The sequence below is a fragment of the Pseudarthrobacter cremeus genome (genome assembly GCF_051857465.1).
Classification (GTDB): Bacteria; Actinomycetota; Actinomycetes; order Actinomycetales; family Micrococcaceae; genus Arthrobacter.
Genome location: NZ_JBPZHC010000011.1, coordinates 175736 through 197006 on the forward strand (window position 1 = coordinate 175736; position 21271 = coordinate 197006).

The 21271-nt window shown below is 66.7% G+C and carries 18 protein-coding genes; 6 read left to right on the forward strand and 12 right to left on the reverse strand.

Features of this window, described 5'->3' with window-relative positions:
- The first annotated feature begins 221 nt into the window (after positions 1 to 221).
- Complete coding sequence (locus ACS5PJ_RS18920; RefSeq protein WP_439436400.1) at positions 222 to 1547, forward strand: SufS family cysteine desulfurase; 1326 nt, start codon at positions 222 to 224, stop codon at positions 1545 to 1547.
- Between the two features lie 27 nt (positions 1548 to 1574).
- Positions 1575 to 2027: a Fe-S cluster assembly sulfur transfer protein SufU gene (gene sufU, locus ACS5PJ_RS18925; RefSeq protein WP_439436401.1), complete on the forward strand. Its 453-nt coding sequence runs from the start codon at positions 1575 to 1577 to the stop codon at positions 2025 to 2027.
- A gap of 143 nt (positions 2028 to 2170) precedes the next feature.
- On the opposite strand, the gene nhaA is transcribed toward sufU, so the two are convergent.
- The 4 genes from nhaA to ACS5PJ_RS18945 form a co-directional block, all read right to left on the reverse strand.
- A complete protein-coding gene (gene nhaA / locus ACS5PJ_RS18930) occupies positions 2171 to 3487 on the reverse strand; it encodes a Na+/H+ antiporter NhaA (RefSeq protein WP_439436402.1) in 1317 nt (438 codons plus the stop codon).
- Positions 3488 to 3559: 72 nt separating this feature from the next.
- Positions 3560 to 3781 carry an SCO4848 family membrane protein gene (locus ACS5PJ_RS18935; RefSeq protein ID WP_439436403.1) on the reverse strand — a complete coding sequence of 74 codons (222 nt, stop codon included), beginning with the start codon at positions 3779 to 3781 and terminating at the stop codon, positions 3560 to 3562.
- 4 nt (positions 3782 to 3785) lie between these two features.
- On the reverse strand, positions 3786 to 4283 hold the full coding sequence (locus ACS5PJ_RS18940; protein ID WP_439436404.1) for a DUF2505 domain-containing protein: 498 nt from the start codon (positions 4281 to 4283) through the stop codon (positions 3786 to 3788).
- Positions 4284 to 4331: 48 nt separating this feature from the next.
- Positions 4332 to 5858 carry an SDR family oxidoreductase gene (locus ACS5PJ_RS18945; protein WP_439436405.1) on the reverse strand — a complete coding sequence of 509 codons (1527 nt, stop codon included), beginning with the start codon at positions 5856 to 5858 and terminating at the stop codon, positions 4332 to 4334.
- Positions 5859 to 6051: 193 nt separating this feature from the next.
- Between ACS5PJ_RS18945 and mfd the strand changes: the two genes are divergently transcribed.
- Positions 6052 to 9720, forward strand: coding sequence for a transcription-repair coupling factor (gene mfd, locus ACS5PJ_RS18950; protein ID WP_439436406.1), 3669 nt, complete (start codon positions 6052 to 6054; stop codon positions 9718 to 9720).
- 5 nt (positions 9721 to 9725) lie between these two features.
- Positions 9726 to 10547 (forward strand): metal-dependent hydrolase, encoded by an 822-nt coding sequence (locus ACS5PJ_RS18955; protein ID WP_439436407.1) that lies wholly within the window; start codon positions 9726 to 9728, stop codon positions 10545 to 10547.
- 89 nt (positions 10548 to 10636) lie between these two features.
- Here the strand turns inward: ACS5PJ_RS18955 and ACS5PJ_RS18960 are convergent, their stop codons facing one another.
- The 6 genes from ACS5PJ_RS18960 to nirB form a co-directional block, all read right to left on the reverse strand.
- Entirely contained in the window at positions 10637 to 10909 is a 273-nt protein-coding gene (locus ACS5PJ_RS18960) for a hypothetical protein (protein ID WP_439436408.1), read from the reverse strand.
- 52 nt (positions 10910 to 10961) lie between these two features.
- Complete coding sequence (gene deoC / locus ACS5PJ_RS18965) at positions 10962 to 11687, reverse strand: deoxyribose-phosphate aldolase (protein ID WP_439436409.1); 726 nt, start codon at positions 11685 to 11687, stop codon at positions 10962 to 10964.
- A 146-nt stretch (positions 11688 to 11833) separates the two neighbouring features.
- The gene (locus tag ACS5PJ_RS18970) at positions 11834 to 12694 is read right to left on the reverse strand and encodes an FAD-dependent oxidoreductase (RefSeq protein WP_439436410.1); all 861 of its coding nucleotides are present in this window, start codon (positions 12692 to 12694) and stop codon (positions 11834 to 11836) included.
- Between the two features lie 202 nt (positions 12695 to 12896).
- Positions 12897 to 14066 (reverse strand): uroporphyrinogen-III synthase, encoded by a 1170-nt coding sequence (locus ACS5PJ_RS18975; protein ID WP_439436411.1) that lies wholly within the window; start codon positions 14064 to 14066, stop codon positions 12897 to 12899.
- Between the two features lie 14 nt (positions 14067 to 14080).
- Entirely contained in the window at positions 14081 to 15115 is a 1035-nt protein-coding gene (cobA, locus tag ACS5PJ_RS18980) for a uroporphyrinogen-III C-methyltransferase (protein WP_439436412.1), read from the reverse strand.
- Positions 15116 to 15117: 2 nt separating this feature from the next.
- Positions 15118 to 17748, reverse strand: a complete 2631-nt coding sequence (gene nirB, locus ACS5PJ_RS18985) for a nitrite reductase large subunit NirB (protein ID WP_439436413.1) — start codon at positions 17746 to 17748, stop codon at positions 15118 to 15120.
- 301 nt (positions 17749 to 18049) lie between these two features.
- Here nirB and nirD point away from each other — a divergent pair, with 301 nt between their 5' ends.
- Entirely contained in the window at positions 18050 to 18430 is a 381-nt protein-coding gene (gene nirD, locus ACS5PJ_RS18990) for a nitrite reductase small subunit NirD (RefSeq protein ID WP_439436414.1), read from the forward strand.
- Between the two features lie 9 nt (positions 18431 to 18439).
- On the opposite strand, the gene ACS5PJ_RS18995 is transcribed toward nirD, so the two are convergent.
- Positions 18440 to 20221: a phospho-sugar mutase gene (locus tag ACS5PJ_RS18995; protein ID WP_439436424.1), complete on the reverse strand. Its 1782-nt coding sequence runs from the start codon at positions 20219 to 20221 to the stop codon at positions 18440 to 18442.
- Positions 20222 to 20334: 113 nt separating this feature from the next.
- On the opposite strand from ACS5PJ_RS18995, the gene ACS5PJ_RS19000 reads away from it, so the two are divergent.
- On the forward strand, positions 20335 to 20820 hold the full coding sequence (locus tag ACS5PJ_RS19000; RefSeq protein WP_439436415.1) for an RrF2 family transcriptional regulator: 486 nt from the start codon (positions 20335 to 20337) through the stop codon (positions 20818 to 20820).
- A gap of 268 nt (positions 20821 to 21088) precedes the next feature.
- On the opposite strand, the gene ACS5PJ_RS19005 is transcribed toward ACS5PJ_RS19000, so the two are convergent.
- Positions 21089 to 21271: hypothetical protein (locus ACS5PJ_RS19005; protein ID WP_439436416.1), on the reverse strand; the 183-nt coding region annotated here is incomplete at its 5' end.

Sequence of the window (21271 nt, forward strand, 5' to 3'; positions counted from 1 at the left end):
TCTCGTCTTGAGAACAGCTTCCGGCCCCACGGGCCGGACCTAGACGGGGCCGGCGACGTCAGAGTCTTCTGAGACCGAGGCTCTCCCCCCAGCCGTCGCCGGCCCTCCCTTTCCGCGGGTCGAAGCCCGGAGCTACAGTGGCGGTTGGCCCTCGGACCGCCGCCACAGTGGTGCTGTGGGACAATTGAGTGTCAATCCATTGGCATCTCAAGGAGTTAGCTTTGGCCTTAGTATCAACGCCCGCCACGCTGGAACGTGCCGTGCCGGCCATGGATAACGCCGAGGTCCTCAGGATCCGAAACGACTTCCCGGTCCTGGGCCAGCAGGTCAACGGCCAGCCTTTGGTTTACCTCGACTCCGGTGCCACATCCCAGAACCCGCTTAGTGTCATCGAAGCCGAGCAGGAGTTCTACGAACAGCGCAACGCGGCCGTCCACCGCGGCGCCCACCACCTGGCAGTCGAAGCCACGGAAGTCTTCGAAGATGCGCGCCAGACCCTTGCGGATTTCATCGGGGCGGACTACGCGGAGACGGTGTGGACGTCGAACGCCACCGAGGGCCTCAACCTCGTGAGCTACGCGCTGTCCAACGCCTCGCTTTGGTCGGCGCAGGGCAGAGGGGACGCCCGGCTCAAGGATCTCGCCGTTGGACCGGGAGACCAGATCGTGGTCACCGAAATGGAGCATCACGCCAATCTGATTCCCTGGCAGGAGCTGGCCTTCCGTACCGGTGCCACCCTCCGTTATATCCCCATCGACGACACCGGCGCCCTGAAGCTCGACGTCGCGGCTGAAATCCTGGGAAGCCGGACCAAAGTCCTGGCGTTCACTCACGCGTCCAACGTTCTTGGAACCATCAACCCCGTGAAGGAACTTGTGGCGCTGGGCCGGAAGGCCGGTGCCCTGGTGGTTCTGGACGCCTGCCAGTCCGCGCCCCACCTGGCCTTGAACGTCAAGGAACTGGACGTTGACTTCGCGGTTTTCTCGGGCCACAAGATGCTCGGGCCCACCGGAATCGGCGTCCTGTACGGCAAACAGGACATTCTGGACGTACTTCCTCCGTTCCTCACGGGCGGGTCAATGATTACCACCGTGACCATGGATCGGGCCGAGTACCTGCCGGCTCCCCAGCGCTTCGAGGCCGGCACGCAGCGGATCTCGCAGGCCGTTGCCTTGGCGGCCGCGGCCAACTACCTCACCGAAACCGGCCTGGACCGGGTGCACCGCTGGGAAGCTGAGCTCGGCCAGCGCATGGTGACAGGGCTGGAAGCCATCCCGGGGATCCGGGTCCTGGGGCCTGCTGCCGGACAGGAAAGAATCGGGCTGGCAGCGTTCGACGTCGAGGGTGTCCACGCGCACGACGTCGGCCAGTTCCTTGATTCGCGGGGCATCGCCGTCCGCGTGGGCCACCACTGCGCTCAGCCCCTGCACCGCCGCCTGGGCCTCACCGCCACCACCCGGGCCAGCGCCTACCTTTACAACACCACCGACGACGTCGATGCGTTCCTCGACGCCGTGGCAGGCGTCCGCTCCTACTTCCGCGTCTAGCGCGCGCCCCCACCGAAAGATGTGTCCATGAGCCTTGACCAGCTGTACCAGCAGATCATCCTTGACCATTCCAAGGCCCGCCACGGCAGCGGCCTGGCCGGGACTGAGGCGCCCCTGGGAGCCTCGACGGGCCAGTCGCACCAGCTCAACCCGGTGTGCGGCGATGAAGTCACCGTCCGGGTGGCTGTGGAAGACGGCAAGGTGGCACAGATTTCCTGGGACGGGGCGGGATGCTCCATTTCCATGGCATCGGCGTCGGTCCTCAGCGAGCTTGCCGAGGGCCTGAGCGTTGCCGAGCTGCACGAGATCATCGACAGTTTCCGTGAGGTCCTCCGCTCGCGCGGCAAGATCCACGCCGATCCCGAGATCCTGGGCGACGCCGCCGCCTTCGAGGGCGTGGCCCGTTACGCCGCACGCGTCAAGTGCGCCATGATCTCCTGGGTCGCCGCCGAAGACGCCGTGAACCAGGCGGCAGCCTGAGCCAGCCTGCGCCCTAAGCCAGCCGGACCAGCTTGCCGCATCGAGGGGTGAGATCCCGGCGCTAAGCGTGGATCATAGCGCCGGGATCCAGCCACTCGATGCACGCGCAGGGGTCTGCATGCAGCGATGCCGGCTCTTCCGCCCTAGGCGTTGCGCTCGAAGACGTCGGGAATTCCGTCGCCGTCGGCATCGCGGCGCTCATCCTCTTCCACGATCCGGTAGTACCGGTTGCGCAGCCGGAGAACCACCGTTGCCAGCAGGGCCGCAACCAGCGAACCCGTCAGGATGGCAACCTTGGCATGATCGTCGTGGGATGAACCGGGTCCGAAGCTGAGCTCGGCGATCAGCAGCGATACCGTGAACCCGACGCCGGCCAACAGCGCGAGGCCTGCCACGTCGATCCAGGCGAGCCCGTCGTCGAGCTTTGCCCGGGTGGTCTTAGTCAGCACATAGGTGGTTCCGAAGACGCCGACCGTCTTGCCGACGACCAGGGCAGCGACAATTCCGATCGCCACGGGATCGGTCAGGGCCGAACGGATTCCGTCAAAGCCCCCGAGGGCCACACCGGCGGAAAAGAAGGCGAAGACCGGGACGGCGAGGCCCGCCGAGAGGGGACGCAGCCGGTGCTCCAGGGACTCCGCCATTCCCACGCCTGCTTCTCCGCGTTTCGTGGACGCCAGGACCGGCACGGCAAACCCGAGGAGCACGCCGGCCACGGTGGCATGGATTCCGGAGGCATGGACCAGGGCCCAGGTTGCGAGGGCGAGCGGGAGCAGCAGGTACCAACTGCGGATCCTCTTTTGGACCAGAACCGTGAAGATGGACAACGGCACCAGCGCCGCGAGCAGCAGGAGCGGCTGAAGCCCGGCGGAGTAGAAAAACGCGATGATGCCGATGGCCAGGAGGTCGTCCACCACCGCGAGGGTGAGCAGGAACGTCCGGAGCGCGGCAGGCAGGTGGCTGTTGATGACCGCCAGGACCGCCAGCGCAAAGGCGATGTCGGTGGCGGTGGGAATGGCCCAGCCCCGCAGGCTTTCCGCACCCAGGCCCAGGTTGACCAGGGTGTAGATGATGGCGGGAACAGCCACTCCGCCCACGGCTGCGGCCACGGGGACCACGGCCTTTGACATGGTCCGCAGCTCGCCGGAGACGAACTCGCGTTTGAGCTCAAGCCCGGCGATGAAGAAGAAGATGGCCAGAAGCCCGTCGGAGGCCCAGTGGCCCAACGACAGTTGGAGGTGCCAGGGCTCGTAGCCGATTTTCAGGTCACGTAGGGCAAAATACCCGTCGGCGGCCGCTGAGTTGGCCCATATGAGGGCAATGGCGGTGGCCAGGAGGAGCAGTGCCCCGCCTACGGTCTCGAGCCTGAGAATCTCGGAGATCCTGAGGTACTCCGGGTAGCTGGAGCGGCTGAGGACTCGGGCGGCTGGCGGAAAAAGACGGGAGGGGCGCTTGGCCATTACGGCTCCTGGTGTGCTGAGGGGTCGGCAATAACATTGCCGACCAGACTTCCCGGCGCACCTTTGACCAGTCTAGCGGAGCAGGCCCATAACCCCGATCACTGCGGTAGCGGCCCCCAGCACCATGGAGATGCTGACCAATACCACGTGGACCGTCAGGAACCTGGTGGCCTTGCCTGCAGAGTCCCTGGCGCGGGGATCCTTCATCACACGCTTCAGGAACTGCGGCCACACCACGAGGGACCAGACACCGGCCAGGATCAGGATCCAGGCGGCAAAGGCCGGGAGCTCCATATCCTCAGTGGCTTTCGAGCCAGGCCTGGGCCTGCTGTGACTGGATGTTCAGGGCCTTGGCCACCATGGGTTCGGCCGCGTCGGCGATCTTGCCGCCCAGGAACGGCACGGACGACGTCACGTTGCCTTCAAGCTCAACGCGGGTGCTGCCGCCGTCGGCAACGAGCCGCTGGACCGCAGTGACGTCGATGGGGGCGCCGTTGATCTTCAGGGAGATGTTGCTCTGCCGGGAGCCGTCAGCTGCCGGTGCATCCCAGTTCTCCACCTGCGTCACGGTGAGGTTTTCACCCACGAATTTCCGGGCGATTTCCGGCAGCCGGGTGGTGGGCAGGGTGCGGACGGAGGTGGTGCTGAACGCCCCGGCAACATCGCCGGCCACCGAGAACGATTCCAGCGTGCCGCCGACGAATTCACTCGTGTGCCGCTGGAAGTCCTCGTTGCGGAAGACAGCCGCGACGCTCTCGACGCCGTGCGGAAGGGTGGTGGTTGCACTCAGTGACATGGATCCTCCAGTGGTTCTTCGGTGGGAACGCTTTTTGCTCCCAACATCCTACGGGGATGCCTGAAGGTTCTCAGAACCGGCGTCGGCACTGGCCAGTTTCTGGGCGGCGGCCGTGATGTTCCGGGACATCGCCGGGAAAATGAGGCTGTGGAAGGGCAGCACGGCAAGCCAGTACAGTTTGCCGCTAAGGCCCTTGGGGAAGAAAATGGCGCGCTGGCGGTACAGGCTGCCGTCGCCGTCGGGTTCCACTGACAGCTCCAGCCAGGCACGTCCGGGGGCCCGCATTTCGGCCCGCAAACGGAGGAGCCTCCCGCGTTCAATCCGTTCCACCCGCCACCAGTCCACCACTTCGCCGGCGGCCAGGTTGCCGGGGTGGCGGCGGCCGCGCAGCAGCCCTGCCCCGCCGGTGAGCTTGTCCAGCCAGCCACGCACCTGCCATGCCAGCGGCAGGGAATACCAGCCGTTCCGGCCCCCGATTCCCTCGATGATGGTCCACACATGGGCGGGATCGACGTCTCCGTGGAAGGTCCGCTCATCCATGTAAACCTTGTGGCCGGCCCAGTCCGGGTCGCTGGGCAGGGGATCGGCATCGGCGCCGGCATTTGCCCAGGTGGTCTCCACCTGGCCGTCCCGCTCCTTGCCCAGCGCGAGGGCGACGGCGGTCCGGTAACTGGTCAGGCCGCCGTCGGGCTGGGGGATGTACTGGTCGATATCGTGCTCGCCGGACACGGCGTCGTCCTGCAGGGACTGGACCAGGGGGAGCGCCATGGACAACGGAATGGGCGTGGTCAGGGCCACCCACATGCCCGCAAGCTTGGGTGCGGGTATGGGCAGCGCGAGCACCACGCGGTAGGGCAGCCCTGCCTCGGCGGCGTATTCCTTCATCATGCCCGCGTAGGTGAGGACCTGCCGGCAGCCGATATCGAATGTGCGGTTGATGTGCCCTTCGAGCGACGCGGCGCCTACGAGGTAATGCAGCACATCCCGGACGGCAATGGCCTCAATCTTGTTGCGTACCCAACTGGGGGCCGGCATGAAGGGGAGTGTCTCGGCCAGGTGCCGGATCATTTCGAAGGACGCCGAACCGGAACCGATCACCACGCCGGCCTGGAAGACGATGGCATCCACCGGGCTGTCCAGGAAGACCTTGCCTACGGTCTCCCGGGAACGCATGTGGGTGGACAGGTTGGCGTTGGCCGGATGAAGGCCGCCCATGTAGACAATCCGGGTGGTGCCGGCGTCCGTGGCCGCCTTCGCGACGGTCTCCGCCATTGCCTTCTCCTTGGCCTCGAAACCGGCGCCGGCAGCCATGGAGTGGACAAGGTAGTACAGGACATCGACGCCGGCCAGGCCTTGCCGCAATGCCTCTCCGTCGTCGAGGCTGCTGTGGATCACATCCACCTTCCCGAGCCACGGCACGCCTGCGATCTTCTCCGGCGAGCGGACCAGGACCTTGACGCGGTGCCCGGCTTCCAGGAGCCTGGGAATGAGCCGGCCGCCGATATAGCCGGTAGCCCCGGTGACCAGGACAGTTTTCGCTCCGGCGCGCTGTGATGTTTCGGATGTGCCCGTCATGCTTACTCCTTCTTCTCACCTGGCGATTCGGATCTGCCTCAGTAATTCGGAGCCGCGAGGCATCCGGACGGCCGTGGGTCCACAAAGCTTAGTCCGGCCCGCCGCGCGGTAGGCTGGGAGTACCCGGGATTCTTGCGAATTTCGGGTTTTCGTGTTGCCTGCGATCCCCATGAACACCACAGGAGCTTCCGCCATGAGCCTCACCGGCCCGTCCCATCACGGCCCGTCACTTGACGGGCTGCGCCGCGTCCTCGCCGGAGACCGGACCTTCGCCCGCGTCCGCGCCGAGGCCGGCAGGGGCTTTGACGTCAGGGGCCAGGACTACCAGATCAGTGCCCCGGCAGGCCTCCGCGCCGTGCTGCTGGCCGAGATGGCCGACGGTCTGGCGGAAGACAACGACCACACCGGCACGAGGCCCCCTGTGGTGCTCGCGGTCACCGCCACCGGCCGTGAGGCGGAGGACCTGACGGCGGCCCTGCGCGCCTACCTGCCGGCAGGCGCTGTTGCTGAATTCCCCAGCTGGGAGACCCTGCCGCACGAACGGCTCTCGCCGCGCTCGGACACCGTGGGCAGGCGTCTCTCTGTCCTGCGCCGGCTGGCGCACCCGGAAAGCTCGACGGCGGGACACCTGCGGGTGGTTGTCGCTCCAGTGCGCGCCGTAGTCCAGCCGATCGTGGCGGGGCTGGGCGAACTGGTACCGGTCACGCTGAAGGTGGGCCAGGAAGTGCCCTTCACCGACGTGGTGCGCCGCCTTGCAGATGCCGCCTACGCCCGGGTGGATATGGTCACCCACCGTGGAGAGTTCGCTGTCCGCGGTGGCATCATCGACGTTTTCCCGCCCACGGAGGACCACCCCATCAGGGTGGAGTTCTTCGGTGACGAAGTTGACCAGATGCGCTGGTTCGCTGTCGCCGACCAGCGCTCGCTGTCCTCACCGGGCCTGCACCATCCCACCGAACTGCATGCCCCGCCGTGCCGCGAAATCCTCATCACGCCCTCGGTGATGTCCCGTGCCGCCACGCTGAAGGCGCAGCTGCCCGCAGCCGCGGACATGCTGGAGAAGATCGCCGGCGGCATCACCGTCGAAGGCATGGAATCACTCGCGCCGGTGCTGGTGGACGCCATGGTTCCGTTCGTGGAGCAGTTGCCCCGTGGATCGATCTCCGTGGTGATCGAACCGGAAAAGGTGCGTACCCGGGCACACGACCTCGCCGCCACCAACGAGGAATTCCTGGAGGCTGCCTGGTCCACCGCGTCCGACGGCGGCACCGCACCGCTTGACCTCACGTCCCAAGCCTCGGAGGCCCTGCATTCGGCCAGCTTCCGGTCCCTGGCGGAGACCCGCAGCTCCTCCCTGAACCACGAGGTTTCCTGGTGGTCCATCACCTCCCTGAAGCAGGACGAGGAACTGCTCCCGGAGATCGATGTCCTGAACCTCCACGCCCGGGAACCCCGAGGCTACCAGGGCGATGTTGCCGAGATGATGGAATTCATCGGCTCGCACGTCCGGGACCAGTGGCGGATCGTCGTGGCCACCGAAGGCCCGGGGCCCGCACAGCGACTGACCGAACTGTTCCATGACGCCGACATCCCGTGCGCGCGGGTGGACAGCCTCGACCACGAACCCCAGGCGGGCATCATCGAGGTGACCACTGCCGCCGTCGGACGCGGTTTTGTGCTGGACGGCCTCAAACTGGGGCTGCTGACCGAAGCCGACCTGCTGGGCCGGACGTCCGCCGGGTCCACCAAGGACATGCGGCGCATGCCGTCCAAGCGCCGGAACGCCGTGGACCCGCTGCAGCTGCTGGCCGGGGATTCCGTGGTCCATGAGCAGCACGGTATTGGCCGCTTTGTGGAGCTCATCCAGCGCAAGGTGGCCGGCGGCGGAGACGGCGTGCGCGAGTACCTGGTGCTGGAATACGCCCCGTCCAAGCGCGGTGCCCCCGGGGACCGGCTGTTTGTCCCCACTGATCAGCTGGACCAGGTGACCCGCTACGTCGGCGGCGACACCCCCGTGCTCAGCAAGATGGGCGGCTCGGACTGGGCCAGCACCAAGTCCAAGGCACGCAAGGCGGTCAAGGAGATCGCCGGCGAACTTATCCGGCTTTATTCGGCGCGGATGGCGTCCAGAGGCCACGCCTTTGGGCCGGACACCCCGTGGCAGCGGGAGCTGGAAGAGGCGTTCCCGTACGTGGAGACGCCGGACCAGCTGACCACCATCAACGAGGTCAAAGCCGATATGGAGCGCGAGATCCCCATGGACCGGCTGGTCTCCGGTGACGTGGGCTACGGCAAGACCGAGATCGCCGTGCGCGCCGCGTTCAAGGCGGTCCAGGACGGGAAGCAGGTGGCGGTGCTGGTGCCCACCACCCTGCTGGCCCAGCAGCACTACGAGACCTTCACCGAACGCTTTTCCGGCTTTCCGCTGCGGGTCAAAGCGCTTTCCCGTTTCCAGGGCACGAAGGAAACCAAGGAAACGGTGGAGGGCGTCAAGAGCGGCTCAGTGGACGTGGTGATCGGCACGCACCGGCTGCTGTCCAAGGACTTCGCGTTCAAGGACCTCGGCCTCGTGATCGTGGACGAGGAGCAGCGCTTCGGGGTGGAGCACAAGGAAGCCCTGAAGAAGATGCGCACCAACGTGGACGTGCTGGCCATGAGCGCCACGCCCATTCCGCGGACGCTCGAGATGTCCCTGACCGGCATCCGCGAGACCTCCACACTGGCCACCCCGCCGGAGGAGCGGCACCCGGTCCTGACCTATGTGGGCCCGTACACGGACAAGCAGACCTCCGCGGCGATCCGCCGCGAACTGATGCGTGAAGGCCAGGTGTTCTTTGTCCACAACCGGGTGTCCACCATCGAACGCACCGCGGCCAAGATCCGCGAACTGGTACCGGAGGCGCGCGTGGAGGTTGCGCACGGGCAGATGTCCGAAAGCCGGCTGGAGCAGATCATCGTGGACTTCTGGGAGAAGCGTTTCGATGTGCTGGTGTGCACCACCATCATCGAGACCGGCCTGGACATCTCCAACGCCAACACCCTGATCGTGGACGGGGCGGACAAGTACGGGCTGTCCCAGCTGCACCAGCTCCGCGGCCGCGTGGGCCGCGGCCGTGAGCGGGCCTACGCCTACTTCCTGTACCCCTCGGAGAAGCCCCTGGGCGAGGTGGCGCTGGAACGGCTCAAAGCCGTGGCAACGCACAACGAGCTCGGCGCCGGCATGCAGCTGGCCATGAAGGACCTGGAAATCCGCGGCGCGGGCAACCTGCTCGGCGGCGAGCAGTCCGGCCACATCCAGGGCGTCGGGTTCGATCTCTACATCCGCCTGGTGGGTGAAGCAGTGGCCGACTACCGCGGCGACGCCGAAGAAAAGGCCGCCGAGATGAAGATCGAGCTGCCCGTCAACGCCCACCTGCCGCACGACTACGTGCCGGGGGAGCGGCTGCGCCTTGAGGCATACCGCAAGCTCGCCTCGGCGCTGACGTACGAGGCCATCGAGGAGGTCCTTGCCGAACTGGTGGACCGCTACGGCGAGCCTCCGCTGCCGGTGCAGAACCTCATTGCCGTGGCCCGCTTCCGGGTGGGTGCCCGCGAAGCCGGCCTGTCCGACGTCGCGCTCCAGGGCAACTTCATCAAGTTCTCGCCGGCGCAGCTGCCGGAGTCCAAGCTCATGCGGCTGGCCCGGATGTACCCGGGCTCCCAGTCCAAACCTGCCCTGGACGCGGTGCTGATCCCCAAACCCAAAACCGCAAGGATCGGCGGCAGGGACCTGCAGGACGCCGAAATCCTGGAATGGGCCAACGGCGTCATCAGCAACATCTTCGCCGATGCGGCGGTTGCCGCCTCACCCACGGGGAACTGACCTTGATGGGAGGACACCACGCCGCGTCGGGAGCCGCGGCGTGGGTGGCTGTTGCCTCAACGGGGCCGTACACCCTGGGCTGGTATCCGCTGGACGCCACCGGAATCGTCATCGGGGGAATGGCGACGGCGGGGACGGCGCTGGTGTGCGACTGGGACCACCGGCACAGCACCGTGGCCCGGTCCCTGCCCCCGCTGTCCAACGTCATCGCCGTCGGCATTGAAAACGCCAGCGGCGGGCACCGGCAGGGTACCCACTCGGTCCTCGGGGCGGCGTTCTTCGTCCTGCTGGCGACCCTGGCAGGCCAGATCCAGCTGCAGACCCAATGGGGGCTGCTGTCCGTGGGTGCCGGGGTGCTGTGCATGTTCCTGATCAACATCGCCGCCAAGGCCCTGAAGCTGTTTCCGAAGTCCGGGTTCCTCACCAACTGGATCTTCGGGCTGGCCATGGCGGGGCTGGTCACCTGGTTTGCGCCCGACCAGTGGACGTGGCTGCCTACGTCCATGCTGATCGGGGTGGTGGTGCACATCGTGGGGGACATGATCACCACCGGCGGAGTGCCGCTCCTATGGCCCCTCGTCATCAAGCCCCCGCGGTTCCTCCGGAAGCTGCCGGTGCTCAACGACATCTGGCGGGCCAACGGCGCCTTCTCGGTCCCGCTGCTGGGCAGGGCGGGGTCCAAACGGGAGTGGCTTGTGCTGATACCTGTCAGCGCCTACGCGATGGTGGGGATGTGCGTGGCGGCGTGGGGCCTGGCCAAGGCGCATTTCCCCACGGCAATGGCCCTGGGCAGCAGTGTGGTCAGCCGGCTCTTTGGCGCGGGCTAAGACGGATTCCTGCAAGGCTTCGGGAACACGAAAAAGGCTGGGGTCCCGGAATAATCCGGGACCCCAGCCTTTAAGCGTCGAGGGGTCTCTTAGTGCTCTCCGGCTGAGTCGGAGCGGCCCAGCACAGTCATCGGAATCCAGAACGCCAGGGCGAACAGGCCAAGGCAGATGGCCATGGGCCAGTAGTTGTCCAGCGTCAGCCACGACAGTGAGTAGACGGAGCCCAGGAACAACGCAATCATGACCACAAAGAGGGCGATGCTGGTGACGAGGCTGTTCTCGTTCTGCGGGGTCTGGATGGTGCCCGCCCGGGCACTGCCGGTTTTGCCCGTGTTTGCCTGGCCGGTGATCTTGCTGGACATGCGTTCCTCCTTGGCCCCGTGGGGCTTTACCTGTGGAAGCCCGGCTGCGATGTCAGTAGGCGGATGAACCCTGTTCACCCTTGACGATGGCAATGCCGGAGCTGGCACCAATACGTGTTGCACCTGCAGCAATCATAGCCTGAGCGTCGGCGAGCGACCGCACCCCGCCGGAGGCCTTGACACCGAGGTCAGGGCCCACGGCGCGCCTCATCAGGGCGATGTCTTCGGCGGTGGCGCCGCCGCCGTTGAACCCGGTGGAGGTCTTGACGAAGTCCGCGCCGGCTTCGACAGCAGCCTGGCAGGCAAGGACCTTCTGGTCATCACTGAGGAAGACGGTTTCGATGATGACCTTCAGGATGGCCCCGCTGGCGTGGACGGCCTCGGCAACGGCAGAGATGTCCTCAACGAGCGCACCCTTATCGCCCGCACGGGCGGCGGCAATGTTAATGACCATGTCCACTTCGTCCGCACCGTCCAGGACCGCGCCGCGGGCTTCGAAGGTCTTGACGTCTGTGGGGGTGGCGCCCAGCGGGAAGCCCACGACTGAGCAGGTCAGCACACCGGAACCTCGAAGGGCGGTTTTCACTGTCTTGACCCAGACCGGGTTTACGCAGACTGATTTGAAGCTGTATTCGGCGGCCTCGGCACACACCTTCAGGACGTCCGCTTCGCCCGCTTCGGGCTTCAGCAGGGTGTGGTCGATGTAGGAAGCGATGTTGCCCGGCACTGAGTCCGTGCCCGCTCCGGGGTGGTTCACGGGAGTGGCTTCGTTGCTCATGATGGTCCTTTCCATGTGGCCTTGTGGGCCGCCGGTGCCACGATGTCAGTGGCTGTTCAGGTGACCATCTTGCCACAGCGCCGCACCGCGCCTCGCCGGTGCGGCGGGGCACCGGCGAGGAGGAACGGCAGGAGGTTGGCAACGGCTCAGGCGGCCAGCCTGAGCGCTGTGCCGGCGGGTGCCGAGGTCATGAGCTGGGTGGCGCAGACACCGGCGGCAGACGCCGCTGCCACGAGCAGGCCCAGCCGGACGCCGTCGAACGCTGCCGCGTCCCCGATGGCCCAGATGCCCGGCACTGACGTCCGGAAGTCCCGGCTGATGACGATGCCGCCGTTGGCCGCGGTCTGCAGGCCGGCGCTGGCGGCCAGGCCGTCACGCGGGACGCGTTCCTCGGCAAGTACCACAAGGTCTCCGTTCATGCTGCTGCCGTCCGCAAAGATGACGCCGGCCGAGCCCAGCGCGGATCCGGATGCAGCGGGAACCACGGCGGCGGGGCGGACTGTGGTCCGGATCGGCCGGACACCGCGGGCACGCAGGACCGCCTCGGCCTGTCCTGCGGCAGCGCCGGTACCCACCAGGATTCCCAGCGGCCGCCGGCCCAGTCCCTTGGTGATGTCCATGACGGCTTCGCCGATGCGGGCGGCATCGTCAATCGTGGAGTAGCTCAGGCAGTGGCCGGATCCCTCGACGGGTGCGTCCAGCGGTGCGGATCCCGTGGCGATGACCAGTTGGTCGTAGCTGAATTCCATGCCATCGGCGGTGGCGACAGTACCGGCGATGGCGTCGATGTGGCTGGCGGGCTGGCCGAAGCGGACCGAAACCTGGGGCAGCATGGCCAGTTCCAGGAGTTCCCCGGATGCGTCGTCCCGGTTGCTGAGGACTGTCACGGTGCCGCTGAACCTGGCACCGCTGAGCTGCCTGACCAACGCCTGGGCGGCGGGCCCGGCGCCGGCGATGACGATGCGCTGGGCTGCGGAAAATGAGGTGGACGGTGCCGGAGCGGACATGTGCTGGCCCTTTCGCTGGCGGCCGCGGAAACGGCCGGAACTTCCTGATGGACACAGCGTAGGCCCCGGCTTTTTCGGTTGTGTTTCCCCGTCGTTGCTGCTTGTCCGGGGCCCGTTCGCCAATGTTTACCGGCCGGTAACACTTCCGGTGACCCCCGTCTCATTCACGCGTTAAACGGAAATGAAGCGGGGGCCGGACAGCTTAGACGCGGAGGCGGTAGCCCCGCTTGACCACGGTTTCCACCAGCCGTCCGTCCGGCAGGGACGAGCGGAGCCGGCTGACGGTCATGTCCAGGGCATGGACGGATCCGCGCAGTTCCAGGAGTTCGGACAGCGATTCGCGCGACAGCACAGCTCCGCCGGCCCCCAGCAGTGCACGCAGCAGCAGCAGGGGAGCAGGGGCCAGCTCAACGGGCTGCCCGTCGATGCGCAGGCTGCGTCCGCGCAGTTCGATGTTGCCGGACCGCGTGTCCAGCCGCCGCACGTGGTTCAGGGCAAGGTGCTCGCACACCAGCCGGATCAGTGCGCCCATCCGGAAGCGCTCCGGGATCAGCGGGGTCACGCCGGCGTCGAGCAGCGGCTGGGCTGTCACGGGGCCGACGACGGCGGTGGTGACCGTTGTCTGCAGGCTTTCGATGAGCTGCTTGTAGACACCCATCTCGTGCGCTGTGCTCCACATCGCATCCACGGCCGGGGCGCTGGTAAAGGTCAGGACGTCCAGGTTGCCGCTGCAGGCCGCTTCGATGAGGCGGGGAAGCCGGTCCTCGCCGTCGGGCTTCACCCAGCGGTAGGGGGTGACGGTCAGGACTGTGGCGCCGGACATCCGCAGCCGTTCAAGCTGCCGGACATCCGTGTAGCCGTGGAGCTGCACCACTACGGTCTTGCCGCGCACACCCTCGGCCAGCAGCATGTCCACCAGCGTGGCCGTGGTTTCGTCGCTGCTGATCCCGACGTCGGCAAGGCCCGCCGCGCGTACGGCACCGCGGGCTTTGGGTCCGCGGACAAACATCCGGCAGTTTCCGAGGGTTTCGAGCAGTTGCTCACCGATCCCGAAGGAGTCCGCCGCTTCACACCAGCGGCGCATCCCGTAGGCGGTGGTGGCGATGCACAGGTCCGGCTTCGCAGCGATGACAGCCTTGGTGTCCTCAATGAGGCGGATGTCCTCCTGCACGGGGGCGATCTTCAGCGCGGGGGCGTGCAGCACCTCGGCGCCGCGGCGTTCCAGGGCCTCGATCAGGTCCTGGGAGCGCCGGTGCGAGGTGACGCCGATGCGGAAGCCCTCAAGTGGCGAATCCGCGGCTTCCCGCCCGGGCGCTTCCTCAGTCTGGGACGGGGCAGCCCCGGGAGCTTCGGTCGGTGCGAGTGCGTTCATGGGGGTCAATCCTTTCACGAGCCCAGCAGCGAGGCCGCCAGCCGGTCCAGATCGGCGGCGGCCTCGGCATGCCCGCGGTTGGCCTCAGCCACGCGAACCACCTCGCCGATGACCAGCACAGCGGGATTGCTGCAGCCGGCCGCGGCGGACGTGATGGTGCCCAGATCCGCGATGGTGGTGCGCTGCCCCGGACGGTAGCCGCGTTCGACGACGGCCATGGGCATGTCGGCGCGCATCCCCGCCTTGCGGAGCCCCGCCGCGAGCTGGTGCAGGGTTCCGATGCCCATCAGGACAACGATGGTGCCCCCCAGGCCGGCGAGGTGGGTGTGCTCCTTGTGGGTCAGCGGGGCGTGCCCGGAGACCACGGTGAACATGTGGCTTACTTCGCGGTGGGTCACGGGAATGCCGGCCGCGGCCGGCACCGAGATGGCGCTGGTGACACCGGAGATCACGCGGACGGGGACGCCTGCCGCGATGCAGGAGGCAACTTCCTCGCCGCCGCGGCCGAAGACGTAGGGATCGCCGCCCTTGAGCCGGACCACGTTGTTGCCCTCCAGTGCGGAGGCGACCATCAGCTTCTCGATATCGGCCTGGCTGACTTTGTGGTGGCCGGGCTTCTTGCCGACGTCCACCAGCTCGGCCGAGGTCAGGGACGGCAGTTCCTGGTAGGGGGCCAGCCGGTCATAGAACACGACGTCGGCATCGCGCAGGGCCTTGACGGCGGCCACGGTCAGCAGTTCAGTGGTTCCGGGGCCGCCACCCACCAGGGTGACATGGCCGGCAGGTCCCGCGACCGGTTCGACGGCGACGGGAATGCCGGTGGCGCGGCAACGGTCCAGCAGCGCCTCCCAGCCGGGCTGGCCGTCGTCGACCGCTGCCACCAGGAACGGGCGCTCGGGGAGCGGCCCGTCGTGGCTGGCGCCCTGCGGGGTGCTGAGGCGGGAGACCACCGCACCGGCGGCCTCGTAGCGCCGGACCGCCTGGCGGGCGGCGTAGTCGGATCCGGTGACCAGGACTTCGCGGCCGGTGAGATCAATGCTGAGCTGCATGCCTATACCTCGTTCTCGTCGCGGGGCCTCATGGGGATGGAGGCCCCGATGAGGACCTTCCCTTTTTCTTCAGCGGTGGCCGGCCGGAACTGGCCGCGTTCGTCCGGGACGAAGGTGATGGAATCGTCCTTCTGGTCCGGTGCGTTGACGAAGGACCGGAACCTGCGGAGGCGGTCGGGGTCCTTGAGGGTGTCGGCCCATTCGTCCACGTAGGTGTCAACGTGCTTGGCCATGGCGGCTTCGAGGTCCTCGGCGATGCCCAGGGTGTCCTTGACCACCACGTCCTCCACGTGCTTGATGCCGCCGTCGAGCTCTTCCTGCCAGCGCGCGGTGCGCTGGAGGCGGTCGGCGGTGCGGATGTAATACATGAAGTAGCGGTCGATGTACTTGATCAGCGTCTCGTCGTCCAGGTCCTTGGCGAGCAGCTGGGCGTGGGCCGGGGTGGCACCGCCGTTGCCGCCGACGTAGAGGTTCCAGCCGTCCGCGGTGGCGATCACGCCGACGTCCTTGCCGCGGGCCTCGGCGCATTCACGGGCGCAGCCGGAAACGCCCATCTTCAGCTTGTGCGGGCTGCGGAGGCCGCGGTAGCGCAGTTCGAGCTGGATGGCCATGGCCACCGAGTCCTGCACGCCGAAGCGGCACCAGGTGGAACCGACGCAGGACTTCACGGTGCGCAGGCTCTTGCCGTACGCCTGGCCGGATTCGAAGCCGGCGTCCACCAGTTCCTTCCAGATTTCCGGAAGTTCCTCAAGCCGTGCACCGAACATGTCGATGCGCTGGCCGCCGGTGATCTTGGTGTACAGGTTGTACTTCTCGGCCACGGCGGCGATGACGCCGAGCTTCTTCGGGGTGATCTCGCCGCCGGCGATGCGGGGGACCACCGAGTAGGTGCCGTCCTTCTGCATGTTGGCCAGGGCGCGGTCGTTGGTGTCCTGCAGGGTGCCGCGGCCGGCATCCAGGACGTAGGCGCTGTTCTGGCTGGCCAGGATGTTGGCGATGGTGGGCTTGCAGATGTCGCAGCCTGCCCCCGTGCCGTACTTGGCCATGATTTCCTCGAAGGAGGACAGTTCCAGGACGCGGATGGTCTCGAACAGTTCCTGGCGGGAGAGTTCGATGTGCTCGCAGAGGGCCTTGGAGACCTCGACGCCGGACTTGGTGAGCTCTGTTTCCAGCAGCTTCTTCAGCATCGGGACACAGGAACCGCAGCTGGTCCCGGCGCGGGTGCAGCCCTTGAGCTCGCCGAGCTCCTGGACGGGGGCGTTGCCGTCGCAGGCGCCGCAGCCGTTGACGGTGTCGCGGATGGTTCCGGCGGAGACGTTGTTGCAGGAACACAGGATGGCGTCATCCGGGAGTTCCGTGTCCGGGGCGTCGCCGCCGCCGGCCGCCGTGAGGTAAGCGCCGGGTTCAGCGCTGAGTTCGCGGCCCAGGAGGGGGCGGAGGCTTGTGTAGGGAGTGGCGTCGCCCACGAAGATGCCGCCCAGGAGGGTCTTGGCATCGTCGGTGGTGACGATCTTCTGGTAGACGCCGCGGGCCGGGTCCGCGTAGACGATTTCGAGGGAGTGCTCGGTCTTGGCGAAGCCGTCACCGAAGCTGGCAACGTCCACGCCGGACAGCTTGAGCTTGGTGGCGGTATCGAAGCCGGGGAAGGTTGCCTCGCCGCCGTGGAGGCGGTCGGCCACGATCTCTGCCATGGTGTTGGCGGGGGCCACCAGGCCCAGGCACATGCCGCCGTAGTTGGCCACCTCGCCGATGGCCCAGATACCGGGTACTTCCGTAGCGCAGAAATCGTTGATGACCACACCACCGCGCTGGCCCAGGCTGAAGACCTGTTCTTCCCCTTCGGCGGCGCGGAAGAGTTCATCGCGGGGCCGGACGCCGATGGCGACGATCACGAGGTCGGCGTCGATGATGCGGCCGTCCGCCATCAGGACACCGGTGACCTGGCCGTCGTCGTCGGACAGGACTTCCGAGGGGAAGACGCCGCCGTGGACTGCGAAGCCCTTGGCCTTGATGAGCCGGCCCATTGCCTGGCCTGCGCCCTCATCCAGCTGCGTGGCCATCAGCCACTGCGAGCCGTCGATGACGATCGGGTTGGCGCCCAGCTGCTCAGTGCCGGCGGCCGATTCGAGCCCGAGGAGGCCGCCACCGATGGTGACGGCGTTGACCTTGCGGCCGAGCTTCTCCGTGAGCTCGGTGATGGCCTTGTTAATGGCCCATACGTCTTCGAGCGTGCGGTAGACGTGGGTGTGCTCCGCCCCGGGGATGGGCAGCCGGGCCGCATTCGAACCCGTGGCCACCACGAGGTCGTCGTATTCGAAGACGCTGCCGGCCGCCGTTTCAACGGTTTTGGCCTCGGCGTTGATCTTGACCACGCGCTCGCCGGTCTTCAGTGACAGGGAACCGTGGTCCCACATGGAGGCACTCCCCAGGGTCAGATCGACGTCGCTGTCGGTGAGGGCCTTGGAGAGCGCTACGCGGTCATACGGGAGGTGGGCTTCCTCAGTGAGGACCGTGACATGCCAGCCATCAAGGCCACGGGAGTGCATGGCGTCCGCAAAGCGGTGGGCAGCGGGTCCGCCACCGGCGACGACGATGCGGCGCGTGTTCTCTGTGCTTGAAGTCTGTTCGGTCACTGTGGGCCTTTCGCATGGGCCGCAGACGGTTCTCTGCAGCTTTCTCTGACGAGGTGTGCTTCCACACTAGGCAGCTGCAGTTTCGCTTCAGTTTCCCAATTGTTTCGTCACCTTAACTTCTGCATCACGAACGCATTTCCGGCCGGGTGAGTTCTCTTTTACGCGCCGGACACATTCACCGCACGCCATCGAAACACCAGCTGCCTACTTTGGTAGTACGGCCGCAGAGGTGGCCGGCAGCATTCAGCAAACACCGCACTAAAGCACAGCAAACAGACACGAACGTGGAGAGGAGCCGGACATGACGGCAACACTGGAACTTGGGGCGCTCGCCACCGAAGCTGACACCACAGCACTGGTCACAGGGTGGCACCGGGTCTGCGCGGTGGAGGACCTTGAACTGGCGTGGGGCGAAGCCGCGCTCATCACAGGCCGCCAGGTGGCGCTCTTCCGGACCGGCCCCCGCGAGGTTTTTGCGGTGGCCCACGAGGACCCGGCCACCGGCGCCCACGTGATGGCCCGCGGCATACTGGGCTCCCGCGGCTCCCGCCCCACTATCGCCTCCCCGCTCCACAAAGAGGTCTACGACCTCGAAACCGGTGAATGCTTCGGAACGGCGGCAGTGCGCCTGGAAACCTTCAGCACCCGCATTTCGGACGGGTTTGTCGAGGTGGAGGCCTAAGCGGCTTCGCTAAAGACCCAGTGCCTCGCGGACGTCGGTCAGCACGCTGTCCAGCGCGGTACGGGCCGCCTGCCGTGCCTCGGGAAGTTCAGCCGCTGACTCCACCGGGCGCAGGACTTCCAGGTAGCACTTAAGCTTGGGCTCGGTGCCGCTGGGCCTGATGATCACGCGGGTCTGGTCCTTCGTGAGATACAGCAGGCCATCGGTAGGCGGCAACTGCCCGCTCCCTTCGGCGAGGTCCACGAAGGTTTCAACCGCTGACGAACCGAACGATTCCGGTGCGCTGACGCGGAGCCGGTTCATCATGGCGTCGAGCAGGCCCGAATCAGCCACCCGGATGCTCAGTTGGTCGCTGGCATGGAGTCCATGCCGGAGGTAGAGCTCATCGAGGGTGTCGAAGACGGTCTTTCCGTCCGCTTTCGCAGCGGCGGCCAGTTCCGCAACGAGGACAGCCGCCGAGATCCCGTCCTTGTCCCGGACCAGGTCCGGCGCAACGCAATAGCCCAGGGCTTCTTCGTAGCCGTAAAGAAGCCCGGGCACCCGCGAAATCCACTTGAATCCCGTCAGCGTTTCCTCATGCGCGTATCCGGCGGCCGCGGCAATGCGGGCAAGCAGGCGCGAGGACACGATCGAGCTGGCGAATACGCCGGCCCGCCTGGAATCCGCCCTGTCCACGGTGGGTGTGCCGGCACCTTCCGCAGTTTGCCCTCCACCGGCCGCGAGCCGCGCCACGATGTGCGCTCCCAGCAGTGCACCCACCTCATCGCCGCGCAGCATGCGCCAGGCCCCGGTGTCCGGATCCTTTGCTGCCACGGCTGCGCGGTCGGCGTCGGGATCGTTGGCCAGCACGATGTCCGCATCCACGCGGGCTGCGGTTTGCAGGGCGAGGTCCAGCGCCCCCGGCTCTTCGGGGTTGGGAAAGTTCACGGTGGGAAAGTCCGGATCCGGCGCAGCCTGTTCCGCCACGAGGGTGACGTCGGCAAAGCCTGCCGCATTCAGGACTGCGACGGCCGTTTCCCCACCCACCCCGTGCAGCGGCGTCAGGACGATCCTCAAGTCACGGGCCGGAAAGCGTGCCGGATCGGCAAGTGCCGCCGTCGCCCGTTTGTAGTCCGCCGCGATGGAGTGGTCCAAGACGGTCCAGCCGTCCGCGGCGAGCGCGATGGATTCCAAGGCTCCCACGGCGTCGATCCGCGCGGCGATCATGCCGTCGTAAGGGGCCACGATCTGCGCACCCCTGCCGCTTTCCTCCACGGCGTGGCGGCCCAGGTACACCTTGTAGCCATTGTCCTGCGGGGGATTGTGGCTGGCGGTCACCATCACGCCGCCGTCGCAGTCCAGGGCCCGGACCGCATAGGCGAGCAGAGGCGTGGGCAGCGCCGCCGGCAACAGGAAAGTTTCAATCCCGGCAGCGGCAAAGATGGCCGCGGTTTCCTCGGCGAAGACGTCCGAGTTGTGGCGGGCGTCATAGCCGACGACGGCGCGGGGCCGGGTTCCGGGGGAAGCCGCACCCACTGCCTCGGCGAGGAACGCCGCCAGTCCCGCGGCGGCGCGGCGAACCACAACCCGGTTCATCCGGTTTGGTCCCGGCCCGAGGGCTGCCCGCAGGCCGGCGGTGCCGAACTGCAGCGTCCCGTTGAAGCTGTCCGTGAGTTCCTGCAATGCGGCGGGGGAGCCCTCTTCCGAGTGCCGCAGCAGCTCGGTAAGGGCTTCGGAAGTGGCGGGATCCGGGTCTTTGGCGGCCCAATCGCGGGCTCGGCTGAACAAGGAATCGGCATCGGAGGACGTCATGGTCCCCACGCTATCGTCATTGCCCACGGAACCGTTCCTTGAACACTCAATGGTGGGAGCGGAAAACCCGGAATCCTTGACAGCGTGATTTCTGGACAAGTAACGTCGCGAATATGAAAATGGGGCAGGGGGTGGAGTGGGGCCTGCACTGCTGCGTCAACATGTCCTGGACACCGGCGGGGGAGGCCGTCAGCAGCGCACGCCTGGCTGAGTTCTACAAACTTCCGGCGGCCTACCTGAACAAACAGCTCCAGGCGTTGGTGCGCGCGGGGATCCTGAGCTCGGTTTCCGGTCCCCGGGGCGGGTTTTCCCTGGCGCGCCGTCCGGAGAAGATCTCGGTCCTCGATGTGGTTCTGGCCATCGAGGGAAATGAGGATGCCTTCCGCTGCGAAGGGATCCTCGGGGACGCGCCGGGCGGGAACATGGACGCCGACTATGCGCGGACGTGCCTTATTTCCCAGGCGATGCGCCACGCGGAGGTTACCTGGCGGACAGAGCTGTCCCGGCAAAGCATTGCCGGGATCGCCCAGTCCATCGAACGCCGGTTTCCTGAGGCCCGGGGGACGACGGTCACGCACCTCACCGGGGCCCGGCCCTGAACCAACGCGGGGTCACTAAACGCCCAAAAAAGGGCTCCGGAAGGGCGTTAAGTGACTGTGAGGATTTTGGTGGCTGGTCTGGGACTGGCTGGCAGAGTGGTGTTTGGCCGCTCAGCCTCGTGGATGTGACTCATTAAGTGACTGGCCCCCGGTGCAAGGGGTGTCTTTGAGTGGGATCTGTCCATCCGCGAGGTTGGCGGCCGGCACCACCCGGCCCACCTCGGTAACTTGATCAGAAGGTTGTCCGCCCCGTGGGGGGCGTGGCTCGTCACAGTGTTGTTCCGAAGTGACCTCTACCCGGACTGGTACCGGCCGTGTACGGCCCTGACCATATCCGCGAGTAGAGGAAGGTGCCAGAACCGCCATGACTATCGTTGCGCATTCCCGCCCTTTTGTCGTCGGCGTCGATACGCACGCCAAAAACCATGTCTACGCCATCATCGCCGGCAAC